Annotated in this window: 15 protein-coding genes; 14 read left to right on the top strand and 1 reads right to left on the bottom strand. The window is 35.3% G+C overall.

The annotated features are described in order from the left end of the window. Positions 1–100 precede the first annotated feature (100 nt). Positions 101–820, bottom strand: coding sequence for a TrmH family RNA methyltransferase (locus PXD56_RS18510; protein ID WP_276494807.1), 720 nt, complete (start codon positions 818–820; stop codon positions 101–103). A 54-nt stretch (positions 821–874) separates the two neighbouring features. Here PXD56_RS18510 and tamL point away from each other — a divergent pair, with 54 nt between their 5' ends. From tamL to PXD56_RS18440, 14 genes are all read left to right on the top strand, one after another. After that, positions 875–3439, top strand: a complete 2565-nt coding sequence (tamL, locus tag PXD56_RS18505) for a translocation and assembly module lipoprotein TamL (RefSeq protein WP_276494806.1) — start codon at positions 875–877, stop codon at positions 3437–3439. Positions 3440–3499: 60 nt separating this feature from the next. After that, complete coding sequence (fbaA, locus tag PXD56_RS18500; protein WP_276494805.1) at positions 3500–4567, top strand: class II fructose-bisphosphate aldolase; 1068 nt, start codon at positions 3500–3502, stop codon at positions 4565–4567. A gap of 30 nt (positions 4568–4597) precedes the next feature. Continuing rightward, complete coding sequence (gene accD, locus PXD56_RS18495) at positions 4598–5473, top strand: acetyl-CoA carboxylase, carboxyltransferase subunit beta (RefSeq protein WP_276494808.1); 876 nt, start codon at positions 4598–4600, stop codon at positions 5471–5473. Further along, positions 5470–5955 carry a hypothetical protein gene (locus PXD56_RS18490; RefSeq protein ID WP_276494804.1) on the top strand — a complete coding sequence of 162 codons (486 nt, stop codon included), beginning with the start codon at positions 5470–5472 and terminating at the stop codon, positions 5953–5955. The genes accD and PXD56_RS18490 overlap by 4 nt, the downstream gene beginning before the upstream one ends. A gap of 106 nt (positions 5956–6061) precedes the next feature. After that, complete coding sequence (gene rpsO, locus PXD56_RS18485; RefSeq protein WP_036156156.1) at positions 6062–6331, top strand: 30S ribosomal protein S15; 270 nt, start codon at positions 6062–6064, stop codon at positions 6329–6331. Between the two features lie 207 nt (positions 6332–6538). Then, on the top strand, positions 6539–8755 hold the full coding sequence (locus tag PXD56_RS18480) for a polyribonucleotide nucleotidyltransferase (RefSeq protein WP_276494803.1): 2217 nt from the start codon (positions 6539–6541) through the stop codon (positions 8753–8755). A gap of 160 nt (positions 8756–8915) precedes the next feature. Continuing rightward, a complete protein-coding gene (locus PXD56_RS18475) occupies positions 8916–9779 on the top strand; it encodes a sigma-70 family RNA polymerase sigma factor (RefSeq protein ID WP_036156158.1) in 864 nt (287 codons plus the stop codon). Between the two features lie 253 nt (positions 9780–10032). Then, positions 10033–12015: a type I pullulanase gene (pulA, locus tag PXD56_RS18470; protein ID WP_276494802.1), complete on the top strand. Its 1983-nt coding sequence runs from the start codon at positions 10033–10035 to the stop codon at positions 12013–12015. A 30-nt stretch (positions 12016–12045) separates the two neighbouring features. Next, entirely contained in the window at positions 12046–12270 is a 225-nt protein-coding gene (locus tag PXD56_RS18465; RefSeq protein WP_276494801.1) for a VF530 family protein, read from the top strand. Then, on the top strand, positions 12270–12722 hold the full coding sequence (locus tag PXD56_RS18460; protein ID WP_276494800.1) for a tRNA (cytidine(34)-2'-O)-methyltransferase: 453 nt from the start codon (positions 12270–12272) through the stop codon (positions 12720–12722). The genes PXD56_RS18465 and PXD56_RS18460 overlap by 1 nt, the downstream gene beginning before the upstream one ends. Before the next feature lie 270 nt (positions 12723–12992). Further along, positions 12993–16103, top strand: coding sequence for a VPS10 domain-containing protein (locus tag PXD56_RS18455; RefSeq protein WP_276494799.1), 3111 nt, complete (start codon positions 12993–12995; stop codon positions 16101–16103). Between the two features lie 84 nt (positions 16104–16187). Continuing rightward, positions 16188–16838 (top strand): ribulose-phosphate 3-epimerase, encoded by a 651-nt coding sequence (gene rpe / locus PXD56_RS18450; RefSeq protein WP_276494798.1) that lies wholly within the window; start codon positions 16188–16190, stop codon positions 16836–16838. After that, positions 16835–17812, top strand: a complete 978-nt coding sequence (locus tag PXD56_RS18445; RefSeq protein WP_276494797.1) for a YpdA family putative bacillithiol disulfide reductase — start codon at positions 16835–16837, stop codon at positions 17810–17812. The genes rpe and PXD56_RS18445 overlap by 4 nt, the downstream gene beginning before the upstream one ends. A 101-nt stretch (positions 17813–17913) precedes the next feature. After that, positions 17914–18519 carry a hypothetical protein gene (locus tag PXD56_RS18440; protein ID WP_276494796.1) on the top strand — a complete coding sequence of 202 codons (606 nt, stop codon included), beginning with the start codon at positions 17914–17916 and terminating at the stop codon, positions 18517–18519. Positions 18520–18846 lie beyond the last annotated feature (327 nt).

Here is an 18846-nt window from a genome sequence, read left to right as displayed (position 1 = left end):
TTAGCAATTAGCAATTAGCAATTAGCAATTAGCAATTAGCAATTAGCAATTAGCAATTAGCAATTAGCAAAAATTAATTTTTTTGAATTACAGGACCTAACTACTTTCTAATTTCGTGTAGTAGAATAGCGGTTGCAGATGCAACGTTTAAACTTTCTGTAGTAACGTCGCCAAATTGTGGTATTGCCAATCTATCTGTACATAGTTTAGCCACAGCAGCAGAAACACCCTTACCTTCATTGCCCATAATCATAATTCCCTTTACTGGCAACTGTGTTGTATTTACGTTTTCACCATTCATAAAAGTTCCATAAACAGGCAACTTCGTTGTTGACAAAAATACATCAAGATCCGTATATTGAATATTTACCCTAGTGACAGAACCCATAGTAGCTTGAAGCACTTTTGAATTATAGCAGTCTACAGTATCCTTAGAACAAACAATATCACTTATACCAAACCAATCACAAAGTCTAATAATTGTTCCTAAATTTCCTGGATCTTGCACGCCATCAAGCGTCAATATCCAATCAGAAGTTATTTTTTCGGTTGGTTTTGGAATATAAAACACACCAAGATATCCATTAGGATTTTTAAGACTGCTCATTTGATTGAGCTCCCTAGCGGTTACTTTTTCAACATGTATACCACCTACTTCTAAAGTTGTAGTATCAACAGCAAAAAGTTTATATATCTTCATGTCAGAATTTACTACTTCCTCCACTGTCTTTTTTCCTTCTACAACAAATAGTCCGTGCTCATTTCGGCACTTTTTTTGCTGTAGACTTTTGATAAGTTTCAATTCACTTTTGACAACCATTCAAATAATGTATTTTTGATTTCTATGAGGATGGCACTTTGCTCCAAAAACAACATGGCTAAATTAAGCTTATTATCCCTATTGGCAATAGTCTTGCTATCCTGCAACTCATTAAAAAAAGTTGAGGAAGATGAATACTTGGTGATAAAAAACGCCATTTATGCTGATTCTATTAAAGTGAACAATGAAGAATTGGAAAGTCTCATCTACCAAAAATCTAATTCTACAGTATTAGGCTATCCACTTAGACTTAATCTCTACAACCTTGCAAAAGAAAATCCAGACTCATCTTACAATGCATGGTTATACCGAAAAGAGAATAGAAAAAAGAGACTTGACAAACTACTTTCAGAAAAACAAGTGGAACGCCTAGGCGAATCATTTGTAGTGAAGGGACTCAGTAATTGGTTAAAGGATATAGGAGAAGAACCCACTATTTTAGACACTACTAAAACACGATTAAGCTTAGCAAAGCTTAGTGCGTACTATCAAAGCAAAGGCTACTTTACCAATAACACTACCTATGAAATTGATAGTTCTAAGTACAAAAAAGCTAAAGTCAATTATCATATAGAACTTGGCGACCCATATATGATAGATTCGCTCGGCAATAATATTTCATCTACAGCAATAGACTCCTTATACTTTTTAAATGCTGCACAATCTCTAATAAAAGAAGGACAACAGTTCGATTTAAATAATTTCAATAACGAACGTGAAAGATTAACCGGTATTTTCAGAAATAGTGGCATACGTAACTTTCAAGAAAGCTCAATTACTTTTGATATTTTAAGAGATACCATAAAAGCTGCTGACGACCAGCAAATGAACATCACTTTAAATATTGGCGATTTAAAAACTAGAGGAGAAAATGAAGTGACCACATCTGCGTATAAAGTAGAAAAAATCAATAAAATACATATTTACACAGACTACCTTTCTACAAATTCACAAGATTCACTGTACACCATAGATTACCGAGACTACACCATTCATTATTCAAAGAATTTTGATATTAAGCCAAAGACTTTAGCCAATGCCATTTTTTTTAAAAAAGATAGCATCTATAGAGATGTAGACAAGATCAGAACATCTAGACAGTTAAATGCATTGAACGTATTTAAATATCCAAATATCATTTTTGAAGCTGATTCTATAGGTAATAAAGTGAATACAAACATTTACCTAGCACCAAAAACAAAATATGCTTTGGGCACCAATTTTGAAGTTAGCCGGTCTAACCTACGCAGGTTAGGTGTCGGTTTGGGTACCACTTTACTTATAAGAAACATTTTCAAAGGTGCAGAAAACTTAAGTATCTCTGCAAATGGATCATATGGCCTTCTTAGCAGTAATACTTTTGAAGCTAATTACTTTTCTGAATTTGGCGGAGACATTGCGTTAGATTTTCCCAGAATTTGGTTTCCATTTATAAACACTTCTAGAATTATACCTAACTATACTTTACCTAAAACAAGAATTGCTATTGGTACAAATTTCCAGAACAATATAGGTCTTGATAAACAAACTTTCAATACCGTTTTAGGCTACAATTGGGTACCTAGTGATTTTGTAAATCATGATGTTGAACTATTGAACATTCAATTTGTCAGAAACGTAAATAGCAACAGGTTCTATAATGTTTACACCAATACTTATGAAATTCTAGATGATATTGCAGACTCTTACGAAGATGCGACACTTTATCCTGAATTAGCTTCATATTTTGAAACAGGTGATAGTGACGATGAACTTAACTTAATAATTCCGTCAGGTACTACAGGATTCACAAATGCAATTTTAGATGGTGATGTCTCTTCTTCAAGTGATGATTTTGATGATGTAAACACTATTGAAGAAAGACGAATTAGATTGACTGAGAACAACTTAATATTCGCATCTAACTACACTTTTAACAAGACTAACAGAACCGGACCTATAGATAATTCTTTTTACCAATTTCGCTGGAAGATAGAAGGCGCAGGTAATGTTTTATCGGCTTTCTCTTCTTTTATACCATTCAACAAAAATGATGATGATCAGTTATTGGTATTTGGTGTACCATTCTCACAATACATTAAAAACGAGTTTGAATACGTAAAATACTGGGATTTAAAACGAGCTAACGTATTGGCCGCAAGAGCATTTTTCGGTATTGCTATACCTTATGGCAACTCTGACAACATCCCTTTTGTTCGTAGTTATTTTGGCGGTGGATCAAATGACAACAGGGCCTGGTTTCCTTATTCATTAGGTCCAGGAAGCACATCTGCAATCAACGATTTTAACGAAGCAAACTTAAAACTGGCCTTAAACCTAGAATATAGATTTCCTGTTGCGGGCGATATTAACGGTGCCATATTTGCTGATGCAGGAAACATATGGAACGTATTGGATAATGTAGAAGACCCTGATGCCACTTTTGACGGATTTAGTTCTTTAAAGGATATTGCCTTAGGAACGGGCATTGGTTTAAGATACGATTTTACCTACTTCTTATTTCGACTAGATTTAGGCTTCAAAACCTATAACCCTGCTGAAATTCAGTCCAAAAGATGGTTTAGAGATTATAATTTCGCCAACTCCGTATTGCAAATAGGCATCAACTATCCCTTTTAAATATAATTGTTTTATTACTTTTGTTTTTCATTTTTTTAAGAAACAAACAACAACATAATTATGGCTCACAATATTAAACCGGGAGTTGCAACCGGAGATGAAGTTCAAGCAATCTTCAACTACGCAAAAGAAAAAGGATTTGCATTACCTGCAGTAAACGTTATAGGTTCAGATACTATTAACGGTGTTTTAGAGACAGCAGCAAGTTTAAATGCGCCTGTTATCATACAATTTTCTAATGGTGGAGCTCAGTTTAATGCTGGTAAAGGTCTTTCTAATGACGGACAAAAAGCAGCTATTTTAGGTGCTGTTGCAGGAGCTAAACATGTTCACCAGTTGGCAGAAGCTTACGGAGCTACAGTAATTCTACATACAGATCACTGTGCTAAAAAATTATTGCCATGGATCGACGGTCTTTTAGATGCTAGTGAAAAACATTTCGCTGAAACAGGTAAATCATTGTTCAGTTCACATATGATCGATCTTTCTGAAGAGCCTTTAGAAGAGAACATTGAAATTTGTAAAGGTTACTTAGAACGCATGAGCAAAATGAACATGACGTTAGAAATTGAATTAGGTATTACCGGTGGTGAAGAAGATGGTGTTGATAATTCTGATGTAGATGACTCTAAATTATATACACAGCCAGAAGAAGTGGCATATGCTTACGAAGAGCTTTCTAAAGTTAGCCCTAAATTTACTATCGCTGCTGCATTTGGTAACGTACACGGTGTATACAAGCCAGGTAACGTTAAATTGACTCCGAAAATCCTTAAAAACTCTCAAGAGTATATTTCTGAAAAATATGGTGTTGAGCACAACCATATAGATTTTGTATTCCACGGTGGATCTGGATCTACAGTTGAAGAAATTAGAGAAGGTATTAGCTATGGTGTAATTAAAATGAATATTGATACAGATTTACAATATGCATTTTTGTCTGGTGTTCGTGACTATGTTCAAGACAACAAAGACTACTTACAAGCGCAAATAGGCAACCCTAAGGGTGCAGATGAGCCAAACAAGAAATTTTACGACCCAAGAGTTTGGTTAAGAAAAGGGGAAACTGCTTTTATTGAGCGTTTGAAAAAAGCCTTTGAAGACTTAAACAACGTAAATACACTATAAACTGTACAGGATAACCAAAAAATGGATGATATGACGGCTTGGTTTAAAAGAAAAGAAAAAGGTATACAAACCTCTACTGAGGAAAAGAAAGACACACCTAAAGGCCTCTGGTACAAATCGCCAACAGGAAAAATAGTGGAGTCTGATGATCTTGCAAAAAACTTTTACGTAAGTCCAGAAGATGATTATCACGTAAGAATAGGCAGTAAGGAATATTTCGAAATTTTGTTCGATAATAATAAGTTTACTGAACTTGATGCAAACCTTAGTTCTAAAGATCCTTTGAAATTTGAGGACACCAAGAAATATAGTGAGCGTTTAAAAGCTGCACAGAAAAAAACGGGACTTAAAGATGCCGTAAGAACAGGATATGGAAAATCTTATGGTAAGGATATTGTAATCTGCTGTATGGATTTTAAATTCATTGGTGGTTCTATGGGTAGTGTGGTAGGTGAGAAAATTGCTCGTGGTATAGATTATGCTATTAAAAAGAAAGCACCATTTATGATGATATCCAAGTCTGGTGGAGCACGTATGATGGAGGCAGCACTTTCATTGATGCAATTAGCAAAAACATCTGCTAAATTAGCTCAGTTATCTGAAGCTGGCTTACCATACATTTCTTTATGCACCGATCCAACAACTGGCGGTACAACTGCTTCATATGCTATGCTTGGCGATATTAATATTGCAGAGCCAGGAGCGTTGATAGGTTTTGCCGGCCCTAGAATTGTAAAAGATACTACAGGCAAAGACTTACCTGAAGGATTTCAATCATCTGAGTTTTTATTGGAACACGGCTTTTTAGATTTCATTTCACACAGAAGAGATTTAAAGAAAAAAGTGAACTTATATATTGACTTAATACAGAACAAACCTGTAAGATCAGAAAAAGCAACAGCGTGAAATCATTAGTATCCACAATACTATCACTATGGTTTTTATGTTGTACTACAGATAAAGAAAAAATGCTCGTCGAAGAATCAGATTCGACGAGCATTTTTAATTTCAACGCACAGGTTACAGAAGTAAGCATATCAGGAGAGCCAAACGCTTACACGTTCAATACTACAATCTCAAGTCCAGATACGGGATGTGACCAATATGCAGATTGGTGGGAGATTATAGATTTAGAAGGCAATCTTATCTATAGAAGAATTTTGACACATAGCCATGTAGACGAACAACCGTTTACAAGATCGGGCAGCAACATTCCCCTATATAGCACCACCGAAGTGTATATTAGAGTACATATGAATACTACAAGTTATTCAAATGCTGTACTAAAAGGGTCTATCGATACTGGGTTTTCTTCAAATGAACTAGATGCTGAATTTGCCAAGGACCTAGAAAACGTAGAACCATTACCAAATGGTTATGCCTTTTGATTTTAAATTATTAAAATTTAAGTTAAACATTTCAAAAAATATCTTACCTTTGCGGCTTGATTGAAAATCAATCACGTACATAAAAATCATTTAAAATAATATTGGAATGTATTTATCAAAAGAAGTAAAAGCCGAAATTTTCAAAAAACACGGCGGTAGCGAAACAAACACAGGTTCTACAGAAGGACAAATTGCTTTGTTTACACACAGAATTAATCACTTGACCGGTCACTTGAAAAAGAACCATAAAGATTACAACACAGAGCGTTCATTAGTAAAGCTCGTGGGTAAAAGAAGAAGTCTTCTTGATTACATGATTAAAAATGATATTGTAAAATACAGAGAGCTAATTAAAGAGCTAGGTATTAGAAAATAATATTGCAAAAGGGGATAGCTAGCTATCCCCTTTTTTAATACTCCCGCCTTTGGAGTTTAAGCCAAATTTATTGGCAAAGGAGAACAAAAAGCTACACACGGTTTTTCATTGGTCAACACAACAACACAACAACTCCGACCAGAGAAAGTTCAGTCGGAAAGACCATTGTTTAACAAATTTGCACGATGCAAATTTTAATCGAATTTTATGATTCCAAAAGTATTTAAAGAGGTCATAGACCTTGGTGACGGTAGAGAAATCTCTATTGAAACAGGAAAATTGGCAAAACAGGCACACGGCTCTGTTGTTGTTCAATCAGGAAAATGTATGTTATTATGTACAGTTGTTTCCAACTACAAACAAAGTGATGTGGACTTTCTTCCACTAACGGTAGATTACCGTGAAAAATTTGCAGCTGCAGGTCGTTACCCAGGTGGTTTCTTCAAAAGAGAGGCAAGACCTAGTGATGGTGAAGTATTAACCATGCGTTTAGTGGATCGTGTACTACGACCTTTATTCCCTAAAGATTATCACTCTGAAACTCAAGTGATGATTCAATTAATGTCTCATGATGAGGACGTTATGCCAGATGCAATGGCAGGTTTAGCTGCTTCTGCCGCTATTCAATTATCAGATTTCCCATTTGAATGTGCCATCTCTGAAGCTAGAGTTGGTCGTGTAAACGGTGAATTCGTTATTAACCCAACTCGTGCTCAATTATTAGAGTCTGACATCGATATGATGATTGGTGCCTCTGCTGATTCTGTAATGATGGTTGAAGGTGAGATGGATGAGATTTCTGAAGAAGAAATGACCGAAGCTATTAAGTTTGCACACGAAGCTATTAAAGTTCAATGTGCTGCTCAAGAAGCGTTAGCAAAAGCTTTCGGTAAAAAAGATGTACGTGAGTACGAGCCAGAACGTGAAGATGCTGATTTAGCTAAGAAAATTCATGACATGGCTTACGATAAAGTATATGCTGTTGCTCAAGCAGGTTCTGCAAAACATGAGCGTAGCGCTGCTTTTGGAGAAATCAAAGAAGAAATTAAAGCTTCTTTCTCTGAGGAAGAGCAAGCTGATTATGGCTCATTGATTTCTAAATATTACAGCAAAGCTGAGAAGGCAGCCGTACGTGATTTAACATTAAATGAAGGTTTACGTTTAGACGGTCGTAAGACTGATGAGATCAGACCAATTTGGTGTGAGGTGAACTATTTACCTTCTACACACGGTTCTTCTATCTTTACTCGTGGAGAAACTCAAGCTTTAGCTACAGTTACTTTAGGTACAAGTAGAGAAGCAAACCAAATAGACATGCCATCTTACGAAGGTGAAGAGCGTTTCTATTTACACTATAACTTCCCTCCTTTTTCAACTGGTGAAGCAAGACCTATTCGTGGAACATCTCGTAGAGAGGTTGGTCATGGTAACTTGGCTCAACGCGCATTGAAAGGAATGGTTCCTGAAGATTGCCCATACACGGTACGTGTAGTTTCAGAAATTTTAGAATCTAACGGTTCCTCTTCTATGGCTACTGTTTGTGCTGGTACTATGGCAATGATGGATGCTGGTGTTCAATTGAAAAAACCAGTTTCTGGTATTGCAATGGGATTAATTTCTGATGCCGATTCTGGTAAATACGCTGTTCTTTCTGATATTTTAGGTGATGAAGATCACTTAGGTGATATGGACTTTAAAGTTACAGGTACTGCAGATGGTATTACAGCTTGCCAAATGGATATTAAAGTAAAAGGTCTTTCTTATGAGATTCTTGTTAATGCTTTAAAACAAGCTCGTGATGGTCGTTTACATATCTTAGGAAAAATTACGGAAACTATTTCTACTCCTAACGAAGATGTTAAAGATCACGCTCCTACAATGGTATCTAGACGTGTTCCTAATGAATTCATTGGTGCATTAATTGGACCTGGTGGAAAAGTGATTCAAGAAATGCAGAAAGAAACCGAGACAACTATCGTTATCAACGAAGATCCAGTTACTGAAGAAGGTATCGTAGAAATCTTAGGTGTTGGTAGAAAAGGTATCGATGCTGTAATGGCAAAAATAGATTCTATCTTATTTAAACCAGAGGTTGGTAGCGTTTACGAAGTAAAAGTTATTAAGATGCTTGATTTTGGTGCAGTTGTAGAATATATGGATGCTCCAGGTAATGAAGTATTATTACACGTAAGTGAATTAGCTTGGGAACGTACAGAAAATGTAGCTGATGTGGTAAACATGGGCGATGTATTTGATGTTAAGTATTTCGGTATAGACAAACGTACTCGTAAAGAGAAAGTTTCTCGTAAAGCACTTTTACCAAAACCAGAAGGTTTTGTTGAAAGACCACCACGTGATGACAAAAGAAGAGATGACCGTCGTGGAAACGATCGTAATCGTGATAGAAAACCAAGAAGAGATTAATACTCTTGTAAGGTAATTCTTAAAGCCTCGACTAATCAGTCGAGGCTTTTTTTATGTAGTTCAACGGAAAAATGAACTTTTTTTGATTGAATTGTAACATTCGGAAGTTTTTTACGTATAAGTATATGCAGTCTATGCAAACTGAACTTAATTTATTTTAATGAGACAGCTTAAGATTACAAAACAGGTCACCAATAGGGAGACCGCATCTTTGGACAAGTACTTACAAGAAATTGGAAAAGTAGACTTGATTACCGCTGATGAAGAAGTAGAGTTGGCACAACGTATCAAGGCAGGCGATCAGATCGCTCTTGAAAAACTTACCAAAGCCAACCTCAGATTCGTGGTTTCAGTTGCGAAGCAGTACCAAAACCAAGGCCTTACTTTGCCAGATTTGATTAACGAGGGTAACCTTGGCCTAATCAAAGCTGCACAGCGTTTTGACGAAACGCGGGGATTTAAATTTATCTCCTACGCCGTATGGTGGATCCGTCAATCTATATTACAAGCATTGGCAGAACAATCTCGTATCGTTCGTTTGCCATTGAACAAAATTGGGTCTATCAACAAGATCAACAAAACTTTTGCTTTCCTTGAGCAGGCACACGAAAGAATGCCTTCACCTGAAGAAATTGCGAAAGAATTGGATATGACTGTTGATGACGTAAAACAATCATTGAAAAACTCAGGTAGACATGTATCTATGGATGCCCCTCTTATTGATGGTGAAGATTCTAACCTTTATGATGTACTTCGTAGTGGTGAGTCCCCTAATCCAGATAGAGAATTGTTACATGAGTCTTTACGTACAGAAATTGAGCGTGCTTTAGAAACATTAACGCCTCGTGAGGCAGATGTTATTCGTTTGTACTTTGGTCTTGCTAACCAGCATTCTATGACCTTAGAAGAAATTGGTGAAACTTTTGATCTTACCAGAGAAAGAGTTCGTCAAATTAAAGAAAAAGCAATTAGACGTTTAAAGCATACTTCTAGAAGTAAAATATTAAAAACGTATTTGGGTTAAAAACCCTCAGCGTTCAAGCTATAAAAATTACACGTTAAATATTCCCTAAATTGGTAATATGGCATATTAATTGTAATTTTAACGGTAACAACAGTTTATCATGACTGTTCGTTTTTTGATTGATGAATAAACTCCGGCTGATTACCGGAGTTTTTTCATTTATAATAGTTTCATTAGTATTTACTTAGCTAAAATTAAACTACTAACATCTCCTAAATTTCTTTCCTTATCTTAGAGCATCATTACCAACCCAATGAAATACACACTACTAATTTCAATTGTCTTCATGTGCTTTAGTTCTTGTAATCAACATAAAAATAATACTGACTTTAGCAGCTACCCAACTCCTGTTAATGAAAATCTATGGCCGCAGTACAGTCAAAAATCCACCTTATTTAAACTCTGGTCTCCTAATGCTGAAGAAGTAATCTTAAAATTTTATAACACCGGAAACGACTCTAAATCATATATAAAAAATTCATTAATCAAAGACGACCATGGTATTTGGAAAATTAACGTTGACGGAGATTTAAACGGAACTTACTATACGTTTCAGGTTAAATCAGATAACAAATGGCTAAATGAAACACCAGGAATTTATGCTCAAGCTGTTGGCGTAAACGGAAATAGAGCCATGGTTATCGACATGGAAAAAACCAATCCTAAAAATTGGCAGAATGATAGCTCCAATCCTCTGAATTACCAAAATGAAGCTATAATCTATGAGCTTCATATAAGAGATATGACTATTCTCCCACAATCAGGATCTTCTTTACCTGGAACTTATTTAGGTTTAGTTGAACCTGGAACTAAAGGACCTAACCAAATTACTACTGGAATTGACCACCTAAAAGAATTAGGCATAACACATGTACACCTTTTACCTACTTTTGATCATTATGCCATAGATGAAACCAAATTAACTACACCACAATTTAATTGGGGATATGACCCTCAAAATTATAATGTTCCTGAAGGGTCATTTTCTACCGACCCTTTTAATGCAGAAGTTCGCATTAAAGAATTTAAACAAATGGTTCAAAGTTTTCATGATAATGGTATTGGCGTGATTATGGATGTTGCTTATAACCATACCGGCAAAACAGATGAATCTAACTTTAACCAAGAAGTGCCTGGTTATTATTACCGGCATTGGGAAAATGGTTCTTATTCAGATGCTGCTGCTTGCGGCAACGAAACTGCCTCTGAGCGCGCAATGATGCGTAAATTTATAATTGAATCTGTTTTATATTGGACAAAAGAATACCATATTGATGGTTTTAGATTTGATCTTATGGGCATTCATGATATTGAAACTATGAATCAACTATCCAAAGCTGTTCTAGAAATAAATCCTGATGCACTACTTTATGGCGAAGGATGGACTGCCAAAGATTCTCCCCTACCAGAAGAAAAACGAGCATTAAAAAAGTACACTCATCAACTAAATAGTATAGCAGCTTTTAGTGATGATTTACGTGACGGATTAAAAGGTTCTGTTTTTGAAGATGAAAGTTTAGGTTTTGTAAGTGGAGCTAAAAATACCGAAGAATCTATAAAATTCGGAATCGTTGGTGCTATTCACCATCCTCAAGTTAATTATAAAAGTGTAAATTATTCTGAAGCCCCATGGACCAACCAACCATGGCAAGCTATAAATTACGTATCCTGTCATGACAATCACACTCTTTTTGACAAACTAAAAATTTCAAGACCCAATGCAGATTACAAGTCTTTAGTTGCAATGGATAAATTGGCAAATGCCATTGTACTCACATCGCAAGGGATTCCATTTTTACATGCCGGTTCAGAAATGCTGCGTACTAAAAATGGCGAACATAATTCATATAATCTACCAGATAGCATTAACCAACTAAATTGGAATTGGAAAAATGATCATAAAGATGTTTTTCTCTACTATAAAAATCTAATTAAACTAAGAAAAGAGCATCCAGCTTTTCATATGACAACCGCAGTACAAGTTCGTGAACATCTAAAATTTCAAGAAGTAAATGATAGCCTTGTTTCATTTACCTTAGTTGACAATGCAAATAATGATAGCTGGAAAAACATTTTGGTTATCTACAATGCATCCCACGAAAAAATCAATTATAAAATTGAAGGAGTTTGGCAAGAAGCGATTTCTGGTAGTACCTTTGACCTGACCGGTACTCGTACCTTATATGGCAATTTTAATGTTCCGGCATTGTCAATGTACATTGCATTTCAAAAATAAACGTAGTTACTTCTAAATAAAAAATCAATTATGGGCTCAGATTCTCAACCTAACAATCCGCTGCACGGTGTAAAACTGGTTACTATTCTAGAAGAACTTACAGAAAAGTATACATGGGAAGATTTAGCCGGTCAGGTCAATATTAACTGTTTTAAGAGTAATCCTTCCATAAAATCTAGCTTAAAATTTTTACGTAAAACACCATGGGCACGTGAAAAAGTGGAACATTTATATCTTCAATCCTTTAAAAAATAATGAGCTTTAATATTGTACTTATAGAACCAGAAATTCCCAATAACACAGGAAATATTGGCAGACTAGCGCTTGGCACAGGTTCTACGCTGCACTTGGTAAAACCTTTTGGGTTTGAACTTACAGATAAACGCTTAAAAAGAGCAGGCCTTGATTACTGGCAGCATTTAAATGTTATAATGTACGAGAATGTTGATGCATTCTTTGAGCAGAATAAAGACGAAAAAATGATTTTCTTTTCTGCCAGCGCCACTAAAAATCATTGGGAAATTGATTTTGAAGATGATATGTTTTTAGTTTTCGGTAAAGAATCTGTTGGTTTACCTAAATCTATTTTAAATAAAAATGAGGATAAAGCTGTAAAAATCCCTTTATACAGTAAACATATCCGCAGCCTTAATTTAGCTAATGCAGTTGCAATTTCTATTTATGAAGGCTTAAGACAAACAAAGTAATACCTGTTACTCCCTAAATGTTTTGGCGTAGAATTTTTAGAATAAAAATTTTAAACCTCCATTTCTTAATTGCTGCATTTCATAAATATTAAAATGGCAAAATAATCTGTTTATTACAAGAGTATTCTTAAGACAATCTTCATTTAATACACTTACGATATTAAATAAGTTCTTACCTCGTTAAAGTTTTCTTATCTCTCATTATTGGTAGATTAAATTATTATTTTCAAGCTAATAATTAATAAATCCACCTACCAAACAACAACTAGTATGAACTCAAAATCACTTCTCGTCTTTATTTTTTCCTTTTTATTTATTTGCAGCTCTTTGCATGCTCAAAAGAAAAAGAATAAAAAAGCCAACTCGCAAACTACACTCAACAAAGCGTTTTATGATAATTTAGAATGGCGCAATATTGGACCTGTTCGCGGTGGACGTTCATTAGGATCAGCCGGTAGCCCTAGTAGGCCCAATGAATATTATTTTGGAGCAACTGGTGGTGGGTTATGGAAAACTACCGATGGTGGTAATGAATGGAAACCAGTTACAGATGGTCAAATAACTAGCTCTTCTGTTGGCGCTGTGGCCGTAGCCGAAACAAATCCTGATATCGTCTATATTGGCATGGGAGAAGTACAATTACGAGGTAGTATTACGCAAGGTGACGGCGTTTACAAATCAATTGATGCCGGTGAAACATGGAAGCACTTAGGATTAGAAGAAACACAGGCGGTTTCTAGAATTAGAATTCATCCTACAAATCCTGATATTGTATATGTTGCAGCTTTGGGTCATCCATATGGCGATAATGAAGAACGTGGTGTTTTTAAAAGTACTGATGGTGGTACTACATGGAACAAAACACTTTATGTTAGTGATAAGGCTGGTGCTGTAGACTTGATTATTGATCGCAACAACCCAAATGTATTATATGCCAGTACTTGGCAAGTGCAACGTAAAGCTTGGAAAATGTGGGGCGGCGGTCCAGATTGTAAACTATGGAAGTCTACTGATGCCGGAGAAACTTGGACAGATCTTTCAAAAAACCCAGGTATGCCAGAAGGTCCATTAGGTAAAATTGGGGTAACCGTATCTCCGGCAGATTCCAATCGTGTTTGGGCAATTGTTGAAGCTAATGAAGGCGGAGTTTTTCGTTCAGATGATGCAGGTAAAACTTGGAAAAAAACTAATGATGAACGCAAACTGAGGCAACGTGCATTTTACTATTCTAGAATTTATGCCGACCCATTGGATAAAGATATCGTTTACGGACTAAATGTAAATTTTTGGAAATCTACGGACGGAGGCGAAACATTTGATACCAAAATCAAAGTTCCTCACGGAGATAATCATGATTTATGGATAGACCCTAATAATTCTGACAGAATGATTTCTTCAAATGATGGCGGTGGAGTTGTTAGTTTAAACGGTGGAAAATCTTGGACAGAAGAAGATTACACTACTACTCAGTTGTATCATGTCATGACCACCAACGATATACCTTACCATGTGGCAGGTGCACAACAAGACAATAGTACCATTGCCGTACCAAGTGACGGATGGGAACACATGCAGGCAAGAGGTCAAGGTGATGGTTGGGCATATGCAGTTGGTGGTGGAGAAAGCGGTTGGATTACTCAGCACCCAACTAATTTAGATATATTTTATGCCGGTAGTCAAGGTGCGCTATTAACACGTTATGACAGAAGTAATGGTCAATCTAGAGATATACAGGTGTATCCAAGATTTTTCTCTGGCGAGCCTGCTAGCGCTTTACCAGAACGTTGGCAATGGACTTTCCCTATTATGTTTGCCCCAAAAGATGATAATGTCATGTACACGTGCTCACAACATGTTTGGAAAACCACGGACGATGGACAATCTTGGGAAAAAATCAGTCCAGATTTAACGTATGCAGATCCATCTACATTAGGTAAAACAGGAGGTATTATTACCATGGATATGAACGGACCTGAAATTTACGCTACTGTCTTTGCTCTTGCTCCATCTAACCACGACATTAATACCATATGGGCAGGTTCAGATGATGGTAAAATATATATTACTAGGGATGGAGGTGAAAATTGGTCGGATATTACACCTAAAGAGTTACCAAAATTTTCTAGAGTCAGTATCATTGATGAGTCAATTCACAATCCAGGAACATTATACGTTGCGGCAAATAGATACCAAGTAGATGATAGACAACCTTATGTTTTTAAAACACATGACTATGGAAAAACTTGGACAAAAATTATTAACGGAATAGAAGATGGGCATTTTGCAAGAGCGGTTCGCGAAGACCCCGTTAGAGAAGGTCTTCTTTTTTTAGCAACCGAACACGGAGTATATTTCTCCATGAACGACGGCGAATTATGGCAAAGTCTTCAATTGGAATTACCAGATACACCGATTAGGGATTTAGTCGTAAAAGATAATGATGTAGTTTTAGGAACCCACGGTAGAGGGTTCTGGATTCTTGATGACATTCAGCCCTTAAGACAATACACTTCTGAAATGGAAGATCAAGAAGCCGTACTTTTTAAACCAACAAATGCTTTAAGAGGGTTGACAAATGCTTCTATTCAATATTATTTAAAGGAAGAAAAAGACACTATCACTTTTGAAATCTATGACGTCAATGATCAACTAATAAATACATTTACCGGCAGCAAACCTAAATACGAAGTAGACCCCAATATACCTTATTGGTTAAAAGGTGGATCCACAAAACCAACCACTGCAAAAGGAATTAACAATTTTACATGGGACATGAGATATCAAGGTGCTACTACTTTTGAAGGAATGATAATATGGAGTGCAAGACCGGCACGTGGACCAAAAGCACCTTTAGGAACTTATAAAGTAAAAATGAAATCTGGTGATTATGAAAAAACCTATGCATTTAATATTGAAATGGATCCAAACCTAAAAGGTATCACCAAAGATGATTTAGACAAGCAGTTTGAACTATCGAACAAAATAATGAGTAAGACAACAGCTGCGAATGAAGCGGTTATTAAAATCCGTGAAATCAAGAAATCGCTGGGTAATGCAAAAGATAACATTAACGAGTTTGAAACAGAGATTACACCCTTCTTTAACGAGTTAATCGAAGTTGAAGAAGCGCTATATCAAGTTAAAAACCAATCGGGACAGGATCCTTTAAACTTCCCTATAAAGTTAAACAATAGATTGGCCTCATTAAGAAGAAGTGTAGAATCAGGAGAAGCAAAACCTACAAATGGAGCTTATAAAGTTTACGAAGAGTTATCGGCAGAATTGGATATTGAATTGAACAAGTTGAACGCTATTTTTCAGCAATACAAGTTAAAAGTAAATTCTATTCTTATAAAAAATGGTGGTACTGAAATTGACTAAATAGAGTTAAAGCAAAATTTAAAAACAACTGTTGAACGAAATACAAATCCGTATTTTTGTGTTGAATTATAAAGGTTTTATATAATGAAAAAGGCAAGAATAGCGCCATCACTTTTAGCAGCAGACTTTGGAAATCTACAACGAGATGTAGAAATGGTAAACGCCAGTGAGGCTACCTATCACCATATAGATGTTATGGACGGAGTGTTTGTTCCAAATATATCTTATGGAATGCCTGTCGTTAAAGCAATACATAAATATGCAACTAAGCCTTTAGACGTGCATTTAATGATTGTAGACCCTGATAGATACCTTGAGGAATTTGCTAATTTAGGTGCTCATATTCTAACCGTACATTATGAAGCATGCACTCATTTACATAGAACCATACAAGCAATTAAAGCTTTAGGAATGAAAGCAGGCGTTGCCCTGAACCCTCATACCAATGTAATGCTATTAGAAGATATTATTCAAGATATAGATTTGGTATTGATCATGAGTGTTAACCCAGGTTTTGGCGGGCAATCTTTTATAGATAATACTTATGAAAAAATAAAACAGGCAAAAGAATTGATTACTAGAAAAAATTCAACTGCCTTAATTGAGATTGATGGTGGTGTAACCACTGCCAACTCACAAAAATTGGTTGATGCTGGTGCTGATATTTTAGTTGCGGGTAGCTTTGTTTTTAAAAGTGATAACCCTAGCAACACCATAAAAGAATTAAAGGGATGAACACAGAATTTGATATTGTAATTGTTGGCGGAGGACCAATTGGTATTGCATGCGGTTTAGAAGCAAAGAAAAATGGACTTTCATATCTTATTATTGAAAAAGGTCCTATTGTAAATTCTCTTTTTCACTATCCTAGCAACATGCAATTTTTCTCTTCCTCCGAAAAATTAGAAATTGATGAAATTCCGTTTATTAGTAATGAAGCCAAACCAAAAAGAGATGAAGCTTTAGAATACTACCGCCGTATCGTCACTTCCAATAAACTGAATATGCATCTATTTGAAAAAGTAGATAATGTTCAGAAAAATAATGGTGCGTTTTCTATAACAACAAATAAGAATGCCTACACTTCAAAACAAATTGTAGTAGCTACAGGATTCTATGATATTCCTAATTTATTAAATGTTCCCGGAGAAGATTTAGAGAAGGTAGTACATTATTATGATAACCCACATTATTATTCAGGTCAGAAAGTAGCAGTTATCGGTGCAAGTAACTCCGCCATTGATGCTGCCTTAGAATGCTATAGGAAAGGAGCTGAAGTATCTTTAATAATACGTGGACCAGAAGTGGGCAAAAGAGTAAAATACTGGGTAAGACCAGATATCATTAACCGTATTGAAGAAGGAAGTATTAAGGCTTATTTTAATACTACTGTTAAATCAATTACAAAAGAAGCCATTACTTTAGTTACAGATAATGAAGAAGTAGAAATACCAAATGATTTTGTATTGGCATTAACGGGATACAAACCTAATTTTGATTTCTTACAAAAATTAGGAATAAACATCAGCAATGATGAGAAAAAACTACCTGAATACAATCCCAAAACTATGGAAACAAACATTGAAGGACTCTACTTGGCAGGTGTCATTTGTGGTGGAATGGAAACACATAAGTGGTTTATCGAAAACTCTAGAATTCATGCAAAAATGATTATAAAAAATATTGTCTCGGATTCTATAACGGTATAATTACAATCATAATTACCTGATTTATTGTAGTTAATGGTAAAGTAAGCAATAGGTAAAATATAACGACGTTATATATTTACTTAATAATAAAACCTAACCATATGATTTTTTTCGGCACTGGATCAGCTAACCTTGATTCCGTAAAGACAAGAAATATAACTTGTCAGCATTGTAATAACCAAGATACTATATATATTAACATTTACAGAAGACATGCACACGTGTTCTGGATACCTGTATTTCCAATAGGCAAAAGCGGAACTTCTTACTGTACACACTGTAAAGAAACGTTATCGCCAAAGCAAATGCCAGAAGCGCTTAAAATGCAGTATAAAAATATTAAAGGAGAAGCTAAAGGACCAATTTGGCAATTTTCAGGACTATTAATCTTAGCGTTATTGATAGCTTTTGGTGTATATTCCAGTGGAAAAGATAAAGAAAATACACAACGCTATCTATCAGAACCATTAGTGGGTGATATATATGAATACAAAGCTGACAATGGTAATTATTCTACTATGAGACTTGAAAAAGTTACTACAGATAGTTTATACCTTTCATTAAACGATTATGAAATTTCCAAAAAATCAAGACTGTACAAAATTGATAAAGCGGAAAACTACTCTGAAATAACTTATGGTTATTCTAAAAACGAAATATCTCAAATGCAGATAGAAGGTGTTATTTTCGATATAAACAGAGATTAATTCCTTTTCAAAAAATATTAAGATCAATAAAACCTGAGAAATCATTATCTCAGGTTTTTTTGTGCTATATATCTTAGTATTATCTGATTAAATACTATCCCAATTAGACTAGATATAGAAATCCAAAGTTTATAACAACTATCAATAGTTAATTATATAACCATCCATATTACTCTGTAAAATGAAGGTATCATAACTAAGATGACTAAACAATTTCAGTAGTAGTAGTAGTAGTAGTAGTAGTAGTAGTAGTAGTAGTAGTAGTAGTAGTAGTAGTAAAGGTAACGCCTTTTGATCTCAGGAAAGGGTTTAAAGAAATCCCTATCA

The sequence above is a fragment of the Maribacter zhoushanensis genome, from assembly GCF_029350975.1.
GTDB classification, from domain to species: Bacteria; Bacteroidota; Bacteroidia; order Flavobacteriales; family Flavobacteriaceae; genus Maribacter; species Maribacter zhoushanensis.
Note: the sequence above shows the minus strand (reverse complement) of the source record. Positions and strands in the feature narration are given on the sequence as shown.